This window comes from Rhodococcus sp. YL-1 (assembly GCF_001942025.1).
Lineage (GTDB): Bacteria > Actinomycetota > Actinomycetes > Mycobacteriales > Mycobacteriaceae > Rhodococcus_F > Rhodococcus_F qingshengii.
This window is the reverse complement of the sequence record NZ_CP017303.1, coordinates 245,157-262,417: the sequence shown is the minus strand read 5'-3', so window position 1 is coordinate 262,417 and position 17,261 is coordinate 245,157. Positions and strand designations below refer to the sequence as shown.

General features: G+C 60.2%; 14 protein-coding genes. 8 read left to right on the top strand and 6 right to left on the bottom strand.

Annotation, left to right across the window (positions count from 1 at the left end):
* Nucleotides 1–60: 60 nt before the first annotated feature.
* The 4 genes from BH682_RS33420 to BH682_RS33405 all read right to left on the bottom strand — a co-directional run bounded on the left by BH682_RS33420 (nucleotide 61) and on the right by BH682_RS33405 (nucleotide 4,044).
* Nucleotides 61–654 carry a flavodoxin domain-containing protein gene (locus tag BH682_RS33420; RefSeq protein ID WP_064444995.1) on the bottom strand — a complete coding sequence of 198 codons (594 nt, stop codon included), beginning with the start codon at nucleotides 652–654 and terminating at the stop codon, nucleotides 61–63.
* A gap of 2 nt (nucleotides 655–656) precedes the next feature.
* A complete protein-coding gene (locus BH682_RS33415) occupies nucleotides 657–2,348 on the bottom strand; it encodes a GAF domain-containing sensor histidine kinase (RefSeq protein ID WP_082920773.1) in 1,692 nt (563 codons plus the stop codon).
* Complete coding sequence (locus BH682_RS33410) at nucleotides 2,345–2,992, bottom strand: response regulator transcription factor (protein WP_064445020.1); 648 nt, start codon at nucleotides 2,990–2,992, stop codon at nucleotides 2,345–2,347. Before BH682_RS33410 ends, BH682_RS33415 begins: the two co-directional genes overlap by 4 nt.
* A gap of 80 nt (nucleotides 2,993–3,072) precedes the next feature.
* Complete coding sequence (locus tag BH682_RS33405; protein WP_064444994.1) at nucleotides 3,073–4,044, bottom strand: Acg family FMN-binding oxidoreductase; 972 nt, start codon at nucleotides 4,042–4,044, stop codon at nucleotides 3,073–3,075.
* A gap of 236 nt (nucleotides 4,045–4,280) precedes the next feature.
* On the opposite strand from BH682_RS33405, the gene BH682_RS33400 reads away from it, so the two are divergent.
* Genes BH682_RS33400 through BH682_RS33390 form a run of 3 tightly spaced genes read left to right on the top strand, consistent with a single transcriptional unit; the run spans nucleotide 4,281 to nucleotide 9,453 of the window.
* Nucleotides 4,281–5,168 carry a universal stress protein gene (locus BH682_RS33400; protein WP_064444993.1) on the top strand — a complete coding sequence of 296 codons (888 nt, stop codon included), beginning with the start codon at nucleotides 4,281–4,283 and terminating at the stop codon, nucleotides 5,166–5,168.
* 35 nt (nucleotides 5,169–5,203) lie between these two features.
* Nucleotides 5,204–6,202: a zinc-binding alcohol dehydrogenase family protein gene (locus BH682_RS33395; protein ID WP_064445019.1), complete on the top strand. Its 999-nt coding sequence runs from the start codon at nucleotides 5,204–5,206 to the stop codon at nucleotides 6,200–6,202.
* On the top strand, nucleotides 6,199–9,453 hold the full coding sequence (locus BH682_RS33390; protein ID WP_064444992.1) for an HAD-IA family hydrolase: 3,255 nt from the start codon (nucleotides 6,199–6,201) through the stop codon (nucleotides 9,451–9,453). The genes BH682_RS33395 and BH682_RS33390 overlap by 4 nt, the downstream gene beginning before the upstream one ends.
* 12 nt (nucleotides 9,454–9,465) lie before the next feature.
* On the opposite strand, the gene BH682_RS33385 is transcribed toward BH682_RS33390, so the two are convergent.
* The gene (locus tag BH682_RS33385) at nucleotides 9,466–9,843 is read right to left on the bottom strand and encodes a hypothetical protein (RefSeq protein ID WP_064444991.1); all 378 of its coding nucleotides are present in this window, start codon (nucleotides 9,841–9,843) and stop codon (nucleotides 9,466–9,468) included.
* 238 nt (nucleotides 9,844–10,081) lie between these two features.
* Here BH682_RS33385 and BH682_RS33380 point away from each other — a divergent pair, with 238 nt between their 5' ends.
* The 5 genes from BH682_RS33380 (at nucleotide 10,082) to BH682_RS33360 (ending at nucleotide 13,033) form a co-directional block, all read left to right on the top strand.
* A complete protein-coding gene (locus BH682_RS33380; protein ID WP_223304628.1) occupies nucleotides 10,082–10,723 on the top strand; it encodes a flavodoxin domain-containing protein in 642 nt (213 codons plus the stop codon).
* On the top strand, nucleotides 10,617–11,528 hold the full coding sequence (locus BH682_RS33375; RefSeq protein WP_223304629.1) for a universal stress protein: 912 nt from the start codon (nucleotides 10,617–10,619) through the stop codon (nucleotides 11,526–11,528). The genes BH682_RS33380 and BH682_RS33375 overlap by 107 nt, the downstream gene beginning before the upstream one ends.
* Nucleotides 11,525–11,776, top strand: coding sequence for a hypothetical protein (locus tag BH682_RS33370; protein ID WP_064444989.1), 252 nt, complete (start codon nucleotides 11,525–11,527; stop codon nucleotides 11,774–11,776). Before BH682_RS33375 ends, BH682_RS33370 begins: the two co-directional genes overlap by 4 nt.
* Before the next feature lie 10 nt (nucleotides 11,777–11,786).
* On the top strand, nucleotides 11,787–12,524 hold the full coding sequence (locus BH682_RS33365; protein ID WP_064444988.1) for an SDR family oxidoreductase: 738 nt from the start codon (nucleotides 11,787–11,789) through the stop codon (nucleotides 12,522–12,524).
* 68 nt (nucleotides 12,525–12,592) lie between these two features.
* Nucleotides 12,593–13,033 carry a DUF1003 domain-containing protein gene (locus BH682_RS33360; RefSeq protein WP_223304627.1) on the top strand — a complete coding sequence of 147 codons (441 nt, stop codon included), beginning with the start codon at nucleotides 12,593–12,595 and terminating at the stop codon, nucleotides 13,031–13,033.
* A gap of 3 nt (nucleotides 13,034–13,036) precedes the next feature.
* Here BH682_RS33360 and BH682_RS33355 read toward each other — a convergent pair whose 3' ends face one another.
* Nucleotides 13,037–17,053: a non-ribosomal peptide synthetase gene (locus BH682_RS33355; protein WP_082920772.1), complete on the bottom strand. Its 4,017-nt coding sequence runs from the start codon at nucleotides 17,051–17,053 to the stop codon at nucleotides 13,037–13,039.
* Nucleotides 17,054–17,261: the final 208 nt, after the last annotated feature.

Here is a 17,261-nt window from a genome sequence, read left to right as displayed (position 1 = left end):
CCGCTGTCGGACGAGCGGCGAACGTCTCTGTTGATCGTGTCCCCCGGCACGCGGTGTTCGCTACGGTCCTTTGTCATCGTCGAACTGCCGTGAAGCATCCTCCGTTCTCGCGGAATACTCGAACGTACCGCTACGGAGTTGCTCCACGATGCCGTCCGCCCACTCGTCGATGTCGGACCAGTCGCGCGCATCCGAATATCTACCGCCCATGATCTTGAAGACAACGCGACCCAACAGTGGCCAGTCTCCCCGTGTCAGCATGCCGGCGAATCTACGATGGTCGCGCAAGTCGGCAGACTCGCGGAGTTTCGTCACGGTCTTGGGTTCAGACGCTGTCGTTCTGATTCGACGAGTCAGACGAGGAGCCAGAAGAGTTGACGTCGCTCCCCACGTCGCGACTGAAAAAGCCCACACCGGTTGAGTCTTCGCTGCCGAACTCCGACGAAAGACCGCTTCCCTTGCTGCGGGCAGCCAATCCATTCCGTGAATGGCGCTTCCCACGATCACAGCGTCGAACCATTCGTGCCCTGGGTCCTCTTCCACTGCCGACAGTGACACGTCGAATCCCGGGACGCTACATCGGTCGGCTATCTTCCGGGCGATTCCTCGAGTCGACCCGTTGGCACTCGCGTACTCGATCAGCACTTTGATCATCGTCACCCGTTCCAGTCTGGTAGTGGCACCGACCAGACCAGCTTCGTACCGCTTCCAGGGAGCGGCCGTACCTCGAACGTCCCGTCCCGTGCGAGCGCCCTGTCGCACAGGTTCTTCAATCCACGCCGGTGCGTGGTCGGTTCGAAACCTATTCCGTCATCCTCGATCACGATGGTCAATGCATCGTGCACGTCGATGGTGATCCCGACGGTGGACGCGTGGGCATGCTGGACCACGTTGCTGAGAGCTTCTCGTACTACCGCCTCAGCTTGCTCTCCCAACGAGGCATCTACAACTGACAGCGGCCCTCGGACTTGGACAGTTATCCGCAATTCGGTGTCAGCGCTCGCTTCTGCTACTACCTGGTTCAATCGTTTTCGGAGAGACAGCGCTCCGTCGTCACCTGAATGCAGGTCGAAAATGACACGGCGAATGTCCTGAATTATTTCTTGCAGGTCACCGATGGTCGCGTCGAGACGCCTCTGGACTTCCGGCGCGCGCGCACGCTGAAGGGTCCCCTGTACGGACAACCCTACGGCGAAGAGCCGCTGAATCACGTGATCGTGAAGGTCACGAGCAATCCGATCCCGATCCGAGAGAATATCCATTTCGCGCATCCGACGCTGATTGTCAGCCAGCCGCAGTGCAACCCCGCCCTGGTCTGCGAACGCCGACATCAACGAAACTTGATCGGCGGTGTATTGCTCAGATCCCTTTACTTTCAACACGACCAGAACGCCCTGAATGTACTGGCCGTCTCTCAGCGGCAGTACGATCGCGGGTCCGTACTCGTTCTCGTCACCGAATCCAGGATCGAAGGCCAACGACTCGGTTGAAATCGGCATCTTCGACCTGTAAGCGGCACCGGACGTCGAGCAGTCCAACGGAATGCTGTGCCCCACCAGGATGTCGGATTCGGGTCCACTGGCAACTGTGATTACCAGCTCGGCTGGCTCTCGTCCTGTTACTTCCGGGTCGGGGGGCACGGCGAGAAACGCACAGTCGGAGTGTGTGAGAGACGAGGATCTGTCTGTGATCAATTGAAGGACCTCCAGCGGATTCACCCCGGCCAACAACTCGGTGGTTACCTCGCTGGTCGCCTGCATCCACTCCTGCTTCATCCGAGCCAACGCGTAGAGCTGCGAATTGTCGATCGCGATTCCAGCGGCTGCAGCAAATCCGAGAACTGTCATTTCGTCGCGCGCAGAGAACTCCTCTCCGTTCGATTTCTCAGCGAGGTAGAGATTTCCGAAAACCTTGCCGCGTGTCTGAATCGGCACCCCGAGAAAGGTCCTCATCGGCGGATGGTGTTTCGGGAAGCCGACCGAGGCGTCGTGCTCCGCCAGATCGCCCAACCGCAACGGCCTCGGATCGGAGATCAGAACGCCGAGCACACCGCGCCCGCGCGGAAGGTCACCGATCAGCTTCGTCGTCTCCTCGTCGATTCCTTCGAAGACGAACTGGTTCAACTCATCGCCCTCGCCGACTACACCGAGCGCCCCGAACTTCGCGTCGACCAACGCGATGGCAGATTTGACGATCGTCCGTAGCGTCGAATCCAGATCCAGACCGGAGGACACTGCCAGCAAGGCTTCGAGAAACCCGTCGACGTGGATGAGTTGTTCCATCGGGACGCCCAAGTTGACCGACGTCGTCCCGCTCTCCAGGCGGGAGCTCGACTCGCTGTTCGTCATGGCGGCGGCAGATGTTCGTGCATCTTTGTTGCCAGTATCGCCGCCTGAGTTCGTCTCTCGACGCCCAGCTTGCTCAACAATCGCGACACGTAGTTCTTCACTGTCTTCTCCGCCAAGAACATCCGCGCCGCGATCTGTCGATTCGTCAATCCTTCTCCGAGCAATCCCAGCAAAACGCGCTCTTGTTGGCTCAGTTCCTCGAATGGACCGTTCTTATCCGCTGCATCGGTTCGCAACTTGGCCATCAATGCGGCAGCAGCCCTGTTGTCGAGTAACGATTTCCCCGCACCGACATCTCGAACCGCTCGGGCGAGATCCAGGCCTTTGATGTCCTTGACTACGTAACCACTCGCACCGGCCAGGATCGCGTCGAGCATCGCCTGGTCGTCCTCGAAGGAGGTGAGGATCAAACACCGCAAACCAGGCAACTTCGACAGAAGTTCACGGCACAGTTCGATGCCGTTTCCGTCAGGAAGCCGAACGTCGAGCACAGCCACGTCGGGCTTCAGGGCCGGGATCCGCGCAATGGCATGGGCGTAGTCCGACGCCTCTCCAACGACTCGCAACCCTGGGTCGTCCTCCAGCAACTCGACGAGGCCGCGCCGAACAACCTCGTGATCATCCACCAGGAACACGTCCGTCATCGAACCATCCGTTCTGCCACCATCGGCGCATTCGCCCACATAGAACGACTACCCAGCGGCGGACGAACGAATCACCCCGCTCAACTCAGGGTGAGGACATCCGCGACGGATCGTCGTGGTGTCTCCGCCGGCCGGGTGGCCTCGGGCGCTCGCCCGATTCGGACCAACATCTGCGGCACGCCGATCTCAGGAACCAGTTTCCCGATGACCGAACGACTCACTGTCACTTCGGTCATGTGCGAGAGCGGGCAAGTCGCCGCGCCTCGCACCGTCGACTCGAGTAAGACGCGAGAGAGCGCTTGCCCGGCTCGCAACCAGTCGATACGTGCGTCAGCTGGGGTACCGAGGGCCACGACAGAGGATTCGTCGATCGGGCCACCGACTTCTACAGGCGAATCGGGACGGAAGGGAAATTTCCGTCCCAGCGGAACGCCACCGGCGCCGGAAACAAGTGCGGTTGCGGGAATACCGCCCGATTTCAAAGAATGCCCAGCCCACCAATGAAGCTCGGCTTGATACTCCGAGTCGTATCGTCTGGCTGCAGCTGTCGCTTCTGTCGCGGCGGTCAGGCCGGTCCGTTGAGCCTCGTTCAGCACCACAACTCTCACCTCCCAGCCCGCGGCATCGTGAGCCACACTGTCAACCACGTCGTCGATCTCCTCGAATATCCCGAAGGATCGCCGGTCGGTCCGCCGACGTCGGATAGCCGTCAACATGTCGAAGTCGTGGGAACGGGGATGCCCGTCATGCCGAAAGGTGATTGTGGCAAGAAGACTCGGGGACACCGCACGTTGTTCGTAGTGAATCTCTGCGTTCCAGCGCAGCCCCAAGAGACCTACTCTCAGATGGTCGAGAGCAGCACCGCAACTGATATGCAGTTGCCGCCCCGTGGGATCGGCAGCCCGCAGTAGCCTGCTGTGATCACCGAACAGTTGCAGCTTGCCGTCCGTGTAGATCCATCGCCAGGGTTGGCTGTTGTGCAGAGACGGCGCACGACACGCGAGATCGACAGCAAGTTGGATCACGCTCGAATCCGGTCTGGTGAGGTCCACGTCTCCTCCGATCTCGGGCGGCCCAACGCCATTCGCACGGCCCTCAGTAGAGAGCGTTGCAGGATCACACGTTTCGCAGTAGTGCCAATGGTCACCGACGAACCGATTGTGTGAATGTAGATCCAACCGACTGGTGACACCGAAAATGACTTTCTCCTCTGCCGTCGCCGATGGCTTTCGCGAAAAATTCGGTCACGGCCAGTTGGCATCCATCGCGATGAGCAAGGAGAACAGTCGTGAAAATCAACCCACCTGTCGTTGTCGGATTTGACGGGTCTTCGCAATCACGGGACGCGGTGTGGTGGGGCGCGCATGAAGCCGCACTCAAAGGCGCACCTCTACTCCTCCTGACGACAATGTTCACCCCGACCACCTACGGCGTTCCGATCGGTATGCCGGCGTTCTACTTCGACGAACAAGAAGCAGCCGCCAAGAAACGACTTGCCGAGGCGACCGAACTGGCCAAGCAAGCGATCGGCGACAGTGCAGTCGAGATCGATGTCGAACTGGCGTCGGATCCTCCGATTCCAGTCCTGCGCCATATCTCCAAAACTGCCCGGGTCATCGTCGTCGGAAGCCACGGACACGGCGAATACACCGGCGGTCTAGTCGGTTCGGTGAGTTCGTCGCTGGCAGTGCACTCCCTGTGCCCGGTCGCCGTCATTCGGGGACTCGCTGGCGACGGGGATGTCGCCACTCGTCCTGTTGTAGTCGGGGTCGACGGCAGCGTACACAGCGAACCCGCCATCGCAACCGCCTTCGAGGAAGCCTCCATTCGCGGCGTGGAGTTAGTTGCGGTCCACGCATGGTCCGACGTCGCCCTCGACGTAGTTTTCTCGAAGTTCAGGGAGGTCGATTGGCACGCTCGTCAGGACACCGAGCGCGCGCTACTCGCCGAAAGTCTCGCTGGCTACGCCGATCGCTACCCAGATGTCGGCGTCAACACCGTCGTCGTGAAGGACAGGCCTGGGCGGAATCTCGTGAATCACACCGAACGAGCGCAACTGGTTGTCCTGGGTCGACGCGGTCGTGGCGGATTCAGTGGGATGCTCCTCGGTAGCACCTGTCGAGAGGTGCTTCACGACGCGCACTGCCCGGTGTTGATCGTCAACAGTCACCGATGAACGAGATGACTCCCCGAGTTCCCGCTGCACAATGGATGATGTCGTGGCACGTCGACAGACCCGGCCCTGTCGAGACGCACCCACTCGTCAGAAGACTTGTACCACGCCCGACAATAGGTGCCGATGAACTACTCGTTCGGGTTCTCGCCTGCGGAGTGTGCCGAACCGACCTTCACGTCGCCGAAGGCGACCTGCCCGTACACCGCCGCAACATCGTCCCCGGTCACGAGGTGGTCGGGCTCGTCGAAGAAGTCGGAACATCTGTCGAAGCGTTCCTGCCGGGAGATCGTGTCGGGGTTGCGTGGCTCCACTCGACATGCGGTGAATGCCGCTACTGCCGACGGGGAGACGAGAACCTGTGCCCGAACTCCACCTACACCGGCTGGGATGTCGACGGTGGGTACGCCGAATATACGTCTGTGTCAGAAAGATTCGCACTCAAACTTCCGTCGGGATACCACGACAACGAGCTTGCACCACTCCTGTGCGCGGGAATCATAGGATTCCGCGCGCTCGAGCGCGCAGACCTACGCGAGGGAGGGCGGCTGGGAATCTACGGTTTCGGCGCGAGTGCACACCTTGCGGCCCAGGTGGCCATCGCTCGCGGCGCGGAAGTACATGTGATGACGCGCAGCGAGCCCGCGCGCGAGCTTGCCCACTGTCTCGGAGTCACTTCGGTACAGGGCGCATACGACCGTCCACCCGAACCACTCGATTCGGCAATGCTTTTCGCGCCGATCGGCGAACTCGTTCCCACCGCTCTCGAGGCACTGGACCGCGGAGGTGTCCTCTCCATCGCCGGAATACACCTCTCCGACATACCTGTGCTGAACTACCAGAAACATCTGTTCTACGAGCGCGAGGTTCGCTCGGTAAGTTCGAATACCAGGCGAGATGCTTTGGAGTTCCTCGAATTCGCCGGCAATCACCACCTCGATGTCCACACCACGCCCTATCCGCTCGCTCGTGCGAATCGCGCGCTGGAAGACCTGGCGGCCGATCGAGTCACAGGTGCAGCAGTACTGATGCCATGAGTATCTGGCGCCCCGAGAACTCCGAACACGCCTCGGTAGTCATTGGTGGACAAGTATTTCGAGCGGTCTTGTTCGACATGGACGGAGTGGTTACCGATACCCGACAAACGCATCGAGCGGCGTGGGGTTGCTTGTTTCACGAATTGAGCGAGAGTGGCAGCGTCGGGAACGTGGAACTCGATGACGAGAGCTACCGAGAATTCATCGATGGGAAGGAGAGAAATGCAGGTCTACGGTCATACCTCAACTCTCGAAACATTGAACTCCCCCTGGGGACTCCAGATGATCTCGTCGGCTCCGCGACGGTCGAGAACCTGCTCGAACGTAAAAATCGTTTCTTCCTCGCGGAACTGGAGCGAGAAGGAGTCGGGGTCATTGCCCCGACGGTAAGGTGGATCCGGCAACTACGCGCCGCCGGCGTACGTACAGCCCTGGTTTCGGCAAGTAAGAACGCGCCACGAGTGCTGGAAGTTGCCTGTCTCTCGAGCTGTTTTGACATCCGACTCGACGGCGGCGACATTGCACTACTCGGGTTGGACGGCAAGCCAAGCCCTGACACGTATCGGGAAGCCGCACGGAGGCTTGCGATTCCGCCCGCCGAATGCGTCGTCGTCGAAGACTCGATCGCCGGAATCCGCGCAGCCCGATCCGGTGGATTCGGTCTACCAATCGGACTTGGTTCGAGTGAACATCTTCACGCTCTGACCGAGAACGGCGCCGAACTCGCAGTCACGGACATCGGCGAGATCGACTTCCGCTTCGTCAGACCTACAGCACGCGAAGGCGACAACCACGATCCTGGATGCCGTCTCTGTGGTGTAGGAAACGAGACCGACTCGACACTCGAATATCGTGGGGTCGACCCGAGCGCCACTGGCCTTCGCGAGACCATGTCGACCGTGGGAAATGGCTTCTTTGCCACTAGGGGCGCGTTGTCGGAGTGCCACGACGATGGCATCCACTATCCCGGTACATACGTCGCGGGGTGCTATAACCGACTCACCTCGGACGTGGACGGACACTCACGCGAGGACGAAAGCATGGTCAATCTGCCGGACTGGACGACAATCGTCGTGACCGGTCCCGACGGAGAACGGCTCGACGAGAAATCAACGCTTGTCACTCACCACCATGAAAGCCTGGATCTCGCGCACGGAATCTGTTCCAGAGAAAGCGTGTTCAGCGATACGCGCGGTCGCGTCACTCGAATTCGACAACGCAGAATCGTGTCGATGGACGACCCGCACCTCGCCGCGATCACCATGACTGTCGCGGCCGAGAACTGGGAGGGAACAATCGACGTCACGTCCGGCATCACCACAAATGTTGTGAACAACAATGTTCCGGATTATTCGACTCTGGCCGGGAACCATCTCGATATCGTCTCGTTGGACACCATCGACGACCAATGCATTTCCGCAACGGTCCAGACCACTCGCTCCCACATCCAAGTCACCCAGGCCGAGCGCCTGCGCCTAGTCGACAGCGAAGAAGCCGTAACGCAGCGCAACCGTCGCGTGAGCACAGATCACTCCGGAATCATGCAGGTCGTCCGCTGCCGAATCAGCCGAGATCAACCGGCCAACGTAGAGAAGACATCAGCGCTCTTCACCTCGCGCGATCGATCGACACTCGATCCGAAGTCCGCAGCGTGGCAGCGAGTTCGAGAAGCAGAGACTCACGAGATACTGTTTCGACGCCACTGCTCCGCTTGGGATCGAGTCTGGCACCGATTTGCCATCACTCTCGCGGCCAGGGACTCCACGGCTCTCGCGACCAACGTCTCACTCCTCCACGTGCTTCAGACACTGTCGACCCACACGACAGATCTGGACGTCGGAGTTCCCTCTCGCGGACTCCACGGCGAGGCATACCGCGGCCACGTCTTCTGGGACGAGTTGTTCGTTGTGCCCATCCTGACGCGTCGGCTTCCCGAGCTGACATCGTCATTGTTGCTCTATCGGTGCAGACGACTGTCCCAGGCGCGCCGAAACGCGCGTGGACTGAATCTAGCCGGAGCGCTCTTTCCCTGGCAAAGTGGCAGCGACGGACGAGAGGAAACACCGACATTTCTCTTCAACCCGAGATCCGACCACTGGATGCCCGATCACTCTCGTCGTCAGCAGCATGTCAACCTCGCGATCGCCCACAATGTCTGGCACTACTGGCAGATGACTACCGACCTGGAATTTCTTGCCCATCACGGGGTCGATCTCCTCATCGAGAATGCGCGTTTCTGGATGGCAAAGTCCGAATACGACGCGAGCAGCGACAGATACGACATCCGCGGAGTCATGGGTCCCGATGAATTCCATGACGGCTACCCCGACCGCCCCGGCGCCGGGATCGACAACAACGCTTATGTGAACGTCATGACGGAGTGGTCGCTCATGCGCGCAGTCGACGCCGTTCGGGTACTCCGGAACGATAACCGCTACTTTCCCGGCCGCATCGATGTGAGTGAAGAAGAACTCACATCGTGGGACCGAATGAGCAGGCGGCTGCGCTTGACCTTCCTCGACAACGGCCTGATCAGCCAATTCGAGGGCTTCGGCGCGTTGACCGAACTGGATTGGGCCGACTACCGGTCACGATACGGGGACATCGGCCGCCTGGATCTCATTCTCGAGGCCGAGGGAGATTCGCCCATCCACTACAAGGCCTCGAAACAAGCAGACATCCTCATGCTGCTTTACGTCTTCACAGCGGAGGAACTGACCGAGTTGATCACACGGCTTGGATACGAGTTCGATCCCTCCGTGATACCTGAAATGATCGATTACTACTTGGAGCGCACCACACACGGTTCGACACTGAGCCGGATTTCCCACACCTGGGTCCTTGTACGGGGCAATCGATCACACTCGTGGGCGATGCTCCGCGATGCTCTGGCCGCGGATCTGTCCGACGCACAGCGCGGAAGTACAAGAGAAGGCATACATCTGGGCGCGATGGCGGGAGCGATTGACATTCTCGAACGCTGCTACACCGGACTCGATTTCCGGGACAATACTCTGTGGCTGCATCCGCAATTACCCCTCGAGCTGGATGAACTCGCCTTCACGATCTATTACCGTGGCCACCGCCTTCGAATACAGTGCACCCATTCGGATGTGACCGTGACATCGGAGACGAAAGATGTCCCACCGATAGAACTTTCGATACACGCCACAAGTTACACCCTTGCTGCAAGTTCCTCGGTGAACGTGGCGTCTACATCGCGGGCAGCTTCGGACACCGACGAAATCTGAGCAGCGATCCCGTCACTCGACGTCAATTGGCGGATCGAGGGCGAATCCTGCGTCGGTCAGATCCGCATAGGCGGGCTCGCCGTGCGAACCGTCCTCTCGAACCTCGACGTATCTGGCCGAGTAGGCACGGGGATCAGCTGCGTTCTCCGATGCAGACAACCTCTCCAACACGACAGCGCCAGGCCATCGCGCATGCACCGCCGCAATCAGAGCCTTCCCGTCTACCGCCTCCGCCGAAAGCGGTCCGCCTTCACCAACGACCACCACATGCCGACCGTCTGTCAACAACCACACCCCTACCGGGAACGACCTGGCATCGACATTCTCGCCGATCACCGCCACTGTCTCCCCTGTTGCGCTCACCAACCGCGCAAACCTTTGCGAGTTCATTGTGCGCCTCCTGAGCAGCCGTACCGGTCGAGTCGCTACCTGCCGTCGACGCTAGCCCACAACAACCACCACCACAGGTGCCGACTGCACACGGACCAGAAGGCCGAAAGACCCTTTTTCGTGCACCTCGCGGCCCTGACCAGGACGTCCTGACTCCGGCACAATTCGAATCACGATCACCCGAGCACGGCGAGTGCACGTAAGCAATCGCCCTGTTGATTCCCGAGCGGAGCATTGGATGAAGACACTGGTCACGGCCGCAAGCCGCCACGGTTCAACAAGCGAAATCGCGGATTATCTCGCAAAATCCTTGCGAGAGGGCGGAATGGACGCCGACCGCCGCCATCCTGACGACGTTCTCGAACTCACCGAGTACGACACGATAGTCCTCGGGAGCGCGATCTATATGGGTCACTGGATGAAGGACGCAGAGGAATTCACCAAACGCTTCTCGGATGCATTGCGGCTTCGCCAGGTTTGGCTGTTCTCCTCGGGACCGATCGGTTCCGGCGAATCCACGACCGGTGTTCCATCCGACATCGCCACCTTGATGGAGAAAACCGGTGCCGTCGAACACAAATCGTTCGCAGGCAAACTCGACCGCGAAAGATTGGGGTCCGTGAACGAGTGGCCGTACGAGTCGTTCACGCGCCCGAAGGCGACTTCCGGGACTGGGCTTCGGTTCGCTCCTGGGCTGAGTCGATCCGCGAGGCCGTTCGCACCACACGGCATATCGAATCAGAGGAAACGTCATGAACCGCGGAGCACCAATCGTGGTGGGTGTCGACGGGTCGGCGCCAGCACTGTCCGCAGTCCGATGGGCGGCCCGAGAAGCCGTACTTCGCACTCGACCGCTCCACTTACTGTCCGTGATGCCTGACGAAGCATCCACTTTCGGCGGTGCTGTCAAACTCGGTGCACCACGGTTTCCAAACCAACAAACTGTTGGTCGCGAACGACTCTCCACAGCTCGTTCCGAGGCGCTGCTGTCCGCAGCGACGCTAGGAGACAGAGAATTACAGATCGTCGACAAGCTGAGATTCGGAAACGGTGTAGAAACACTCCTCAACGAATCCCGCACGGCTGCAATGCTTGTCGTCGGATCACACGGGCTCAACCAATTCGCCGACGCGATACTCGGCTCCGTCAGCGCGGCAGTGGTACTCCATTCGAACGTGCCTGTCGCAGTCATCCGAAACGTCCCGAATTCGAAACAGCCGCAAATGAGCGGCCCGATAGTGGTGGGTATCGACGGGACAGAGAACAGCGAACCCGCGATTGCCGAAGCGTTCGAGACCGCTTCACTCCACGGAGTGGAGCTCACTGCAGTCCATGCCTGGAGCGACTCCGACCTTACAACCGTGTTTCGCTCCGACCCTGACGGTGTATCGCCGGACTGGGACACGATCTCAACCGCCGAGCATGCGGTCTTGGCGGAAAGGCTTGCGGGGTGGAGGCAGGAGTACCCCGACGTCGCCGTTCGATGTGTCGTCGTACGTGACAATCCTGCAAGACAATTGGAAATCGAATCGAAATCGGCACAACTCGTACTCGTCGGACGACGAGGACGGGGCGGATTCTCGTCGATGCTACTCGGCTCGACGAGTCGCCGTCTCATGCACACAGCGTCCTGCCCCTTGCTGATCATGCCGTCCCCCACCCGCCATAAGGACCAGAACACGTGACAACGCACCTCGAACCCCAATCACCACCGAACTCGCCCTCGGACCGCAACCAATACTCCACCACAGTCAATCGACTCGCCGCGGAGTTCAAGGGACTCATCTCGGCGGAATGCATCAACATCGTCGTGACAGGCTGCCTCGACGATCTGTCCTGGACAACGCCGCAAGCCCGACCTGAACTCAGCGAACGACTCGCGCGGCAACGCATCATCAGCTATCTCGACAGCAAGGCCGACAACTTCAACTGAAGGGCTACGCATGACCGACCACAACGGAAGAAGCGCTCTCATTTCCGGAGGAGCGAGCCAGGTCGGTGCGGCCATCGCCAAAGCCCTGTCCGAAGAAGGCTTCGGAGTCCTCATCGGCGACCTCCTCGAAGGAGAAGGAAACGCCACAGCATCGAAACTCGGTGACCGCGTGGCGTTCCAGCGTCTCGACGTGACACAACCGGAGAGTTGGGAATCCGCCATCGACACAGCCGAGTCAACTTTCGGACATCTGTCCGTCCTCGTCAACAATGCCGGAATCATCGAGTCGGGAAGCGTGCAACTACAACGCCCCACGCAGTTCAAACATGTCCTCAATACCAACCTGTACGGGGCATGGCTCGGAATACACTGTGCTGCAAAGTCCCTGACAACCGCGGGCGGAGGTGCAATCGTGAACATCTCCTCCACAGCGGGTCTGACCGGATACCAGGGAATGGGTGCTTACGTTGCCAGCGAATGGGGCCTTCGAGGACTTACCAAGGCGGCGGCCCTCGACCTGTGCGGTAACAACGTGCGAGTATGTTCCGTGCACCCCGGACCGATACAGGGCTCAGCGACAAATGATTTCGGCGGTTTACCCTTCGTCGCCGATCAGCCTATCCCGCGTCTCGGAAGTCCGAACGAGATAGCATCGACAGTGCGCTTCATCGTCAGCGAAGCGACGTACTCCACCGGCACAGAATTTGTCGTCGACGGTGGATACGCTGCGGGGAGACCGCGCTCGTGACCGAAAGAACACCGAGGATGGTCGACCTGAACTGAACACGACCAGCGGCAAGCGCACAATGGTAAACCATGAGACGCAGAACCATGAGACTCGGAAACAAGAATCGGTGGCATCTGCATCCCGCAGTCCGTACGGGTTCGGAGCTGACCCGCGGAGAACGTGCGGCCGATGTGGTCCGCAACGGTATGGGGTCGTGGCCGTTCGTCTTCGTCTTCGTCGCGATCATGGGTATCTGGGCAGGGTTCAACGGCAATACCGGTTTCGATCCCTACCCGTTCATTCTGCTGAATCTATTTTTGTCGATGCTTGCCGGCATGCAGGGAGCAATTCTGTTGATCTCGGCGAAACGGGCGGACGCCATCAGTAGTGAAGTTGCGGTTCACACTCTCGACAACACCAATCAACTCCGACAGTTGATCGAGGCGAACACGGCACTGACCGAGACCGTCGCGGAACTCTCGCGGGAGATTCACAAGCATGTCTGCACTCCGGAACACACCGCACGCTGACCGTCACGATCTCGTGTCCAGCGCGAGCAGCGGTGCATCCGGACTCCTCACGAGAGCATCTGCGGTTGCGGACAGGGTCTTGGCGAAGAGGGTGGCGGTGGCTGCGTCGAAGAGATCGGAGGAGTAGACGAGTGCCGCCTCGATCCCGGCGGGTTCACCGGTTTCGTCGAACGTTTCGGCAAAGTGAAAATGAAGGTCACACTTGGCGATGTCGAGTGGCCGCGGCGTGACCTCGAAGGTAAGCCCGTCGGATTCGAGCACTGCGGCAGGGAAGTTCTCGAACGACAATGCCACCTGGAAGAACGGGTGCAGCGATGTGTGACGAGGAGGATCGAGGTAGTCGACCAGCCGCTCGAACTGCACGTCACTGTGATCGTGGGCCAACAGTTCTACTCGGCGACACTCGGCGACAAGAGCGTCGAAATCCGCCGAAACGTCGACGCGTGTGCGTAGGACGAGTGTGTTCACGAACATGCCCACGAGGTCGTCGAGTTTCGGATGGCCGCGGCCTGCGACCGGGCTACCGACGATGATGTCGTGGTCACCGGACAGAGCACTCAGTGTCGCCGTCAGGACGGCGTGAACGACAGTGAACATCCCGGTCTCGGCTCGCTTTGCAGAGGTAGTCAACCCGCGATGAGTCTCCGGATCGACCAAGAATTCGACTCGCCCGGCCCCGAATGTCCACATCAAGGGTCGAGTGTGGTCGAGTGGCAGAGAAATCTCGCTCGGCGCCCCGTCGAGAACCGCCGCCCAATGTTCGAGTTGACCGACAGCGAGCTCGGTAGGCGCCTCGTGCGCTCCCAGAATTTCCGTGCGCCACATGGCGTAGTCCGAGTACCGCACCGCGGTCTCCGACCACGTCGGGTGCGTGTTCCGCGCGCGAGCCTCGTACGCGACGGACAAGTCGCGCGCGAGGATGGCGAGAGACCATCCATCTGCCGCAATGTGATGGACAACCGCCGCCAACAGATGATCGTCCCGACCGTATGCACACACGATCAAGCGAATGGGGATCTCGGAACGCACATCGAAACCCCGAGAGAGCGTCTGGTGAACGATCGATTCTGCATCGCTCGAATTCCCTTCGACCACTTGAAGTCCGCGCGGAATCCGGTCCGGATTCACCACTAGCGGGCGGGGCGAACCCGCGACATCCGGATACACGGTTCGAAGTGTTTCGTGCCTGACCATTACGTCCTGCACGGCCGAAGCCAACGCGTCGTGGTCGAGTCTGCCACGCACGCGAATTGTGAAGGGCAGGTTGTACAGAGCAGGCGAGGTGAGTTCTCGACCGATGTATTCCTGTGCAGGTGAAAGCAGCGGCGTCGAGGCGTCGACGGCCTGTTCCAATGGTGGCACCCACCCGACGTGTTGGCCGAAGGAACTCGCGAGCGCGGCGGCGCTCGGCGAGTCGAACAGATCACGAACACCGAGGTTTATGCCGAAATCAGCGTTGAGGCGGCCGATCACTCGAGTTGCGGACAATGAGTCTCCCCCGAGACCGAAGAACGAATCGCTGTGGCCGATCTCGGTGGCCCCGAGCACTTCCTCGTAGGTACGGATGATGCGGGACTCGATCGGTGTTGCGACCCGTACCGATTCTCTCCGCTCGAAGGTGGGAGCGGGGAGCGCGCCCCGATTGACTTTCTTGTTCGTGGTGAGCGGAACCGCGTCGAGGCGAATCACGACGACCGGGACCATGTATTCCGGCAATTTCTGTGTCAGAAGGCGTTCGATACTCGCATCCGAGTCCAAGATTCCCGTGTGCAGTTTCACGTAACTCACCAGCGCCGGCGAACCATTGGCCAGATCGCGGACCAACGTCGTGGCGAACTCGACCGACGGGTGGCCGTACAGGACGGAATCGATCTCACCGAGTTCGATTCGGCGCCCACGCACCTTCACCTGATCGTCTGTGCGACCGAGGAATTCGAGTTGGGCGTCGTCTGTCCATCGGACCCGATCGCCGCTTCGGAACATACGATGCCCCGCTGAAAGTGTGGACGCAACGAAACGCGCAGCCGTCTCCCCCGCTCCACCCTCGTACCCTCTGGCCAAACCAGGCCCCGACAAGTAGAGCTCCCCCGCGGCCCCTGAGGACAACGGCTCGAGCGATGCGTCGAGAACCACCGCCTCGACTCCGTGCATGAGCCGCCCGAGTGTCACACGATCGTCGACGTTCAAGACGTCGGTGATGGTGACACTGCATGTCGCCTCGGTAGGGCCGTACGCGCTTCGAACACGCACGAACGGCGCCCACCGGCGCATCAGTTCGTGCGATAATTTCTCGCCACCGACTATCAGGAATTTCAAGCCGGGCACCCGTTCCGGAGCCAATGTTGCGAGCGCCGAAGGTGTTACGAGTAGATGTGTCACGGCATGACGGCAGATGAGGTCTTCCAGCTCGAATCCACCAACGGTCTCGGGTGGGCAGATCACCGACGAGGCGCCGAACAGAGCGGGAGCGAGCATCTCTACGACAGAGGTGTCAAAACTGGTTGAAGCACAATGCATTACGACAGAGCGTGAATCGAGCCCGTATTTCTCGCGAATGTCGGTAGCCAAATTGGCCAGGCCACGGTGAGTGACCGACACCGCTTTGGGCCGGCCCGTGGAGCCGGAGGTGAAGATCATGTAAGCCCGATGATCGGCATGCACGGGCTCGGGGTCGAAGGACGGCGCGAAAGTATCGGGGTCACGGTCCAAGAACAGCCACTCGAGGTCGTACGGCAACGAATGCCGCATCCCGAAAGTCGTGAGCCCGATCTTTGGTTTGCATACACCGAGCATGTCCACGACCCGTTCGGCGTGGTGGGCCGGATCGATCGGTACGTATGTGGCTCCTACACGCGCCACAGCCCACATTGCCAGGACCGATTCGATGGATCGCGGGATCGCCACGACGACAACATCATCGGGGCCCACATCGACGGACTTCAAATGCCGACTCCAGAGTCCCGCCATCCGATCGAGGTGCCCGTAGGTCCACGATCTATCACCGTCGGTGATGGCAACCGAATCGACAGCGCGGTGCACTGCGGAACGCAGAAGAGAATCAAGACTTCTGGGCTCGATCGAAGGCTCGCCACGCGCCGGACTCGTGGCTCCCAGCTCGGCATCCGTCCACAGGGGCGGAGCAGGATGATCCGGCGGCGTGTCGACGAATGCCTCGAGAAACCGAACGAATCGATCATGATGGGCATAAAGCTCGGCAGAGCTGTACAGCGCACCGTTGGCCTCGAGATCGACGCGAATGTTCCCAGTGTGACCGGGGTAGCCGTTCAGCGCGATATCGTCGATCGGTCCGGTCGTGAGTATCTCGACGTGACCTCGTACCGCGCCCAAGGTCAGGGTCCTGTCGAACAACATGATGTTGACGACCGGACCGAAAGATTGCACTCTTGACTGCCGTCGACCGTCAGGCAGAGCGGACATGTCCTCCCGGCGGTAACGTTGGTGCCGAAGTGCCTCGCTCAGTGCGCTCTCGACAGCGCATACCGCCGAGGAGGGGGTCGATGCATCCACTCCGTGAAGTACCAGAGGAACCACGTTCGACATCGCGCCTGGCAACGATCTCGACGCAGCAGTCACTCGTCCGGACACCGGCAGAGACAAACACAGGTCGTCGACACCACACATCAGTGCGACGTATGACGCGAACGCCGATATCACCGTTGCTGCCGAGAGATCGGACAGTGGCACTGTGCCACTCGCTCGCAGCGTACTTCCCCGAGAAGTGCCCGTCGCGCTCGTTCCCAAGACCGGAGAGGAAGGAACTGACCGGAGTTTCTCGTGCCAGAATTCTCGATCGCGGACACAGCGCGGTGATTCTCGGTATCGGCTTTCCTGGCGGGCAACCGCCGCCACGCACTGCTGCCGCCGTTGGCTGCCGTCGCCGCCACGATCGCCTCGGTGTCCGAATCGAAGAACTCTTCGGCGGTCGATCCGTCCGCGAACGTGAACCTGTACCGCTCCATCACGCCACCTCACCGTTTGTCGAAAATAACTCGTAGACATTGTGTTCGGACGAAACTCTGCACGGTGCGCGTTCACGCTGCCCGCCGGAAAAGGTGATTGCCGATCCGGTCACACGTCTCGCACTCTTCGCCGTCCAAGGCCTGTACCCGCTGCTGCTCGGTACTCACAAAAGACGTCACAGTGTGTGAGCGTCTCGGCAACCACCGCACAAGAACCCACGGACCCTGCCCGCAAGTCCTCACACCCG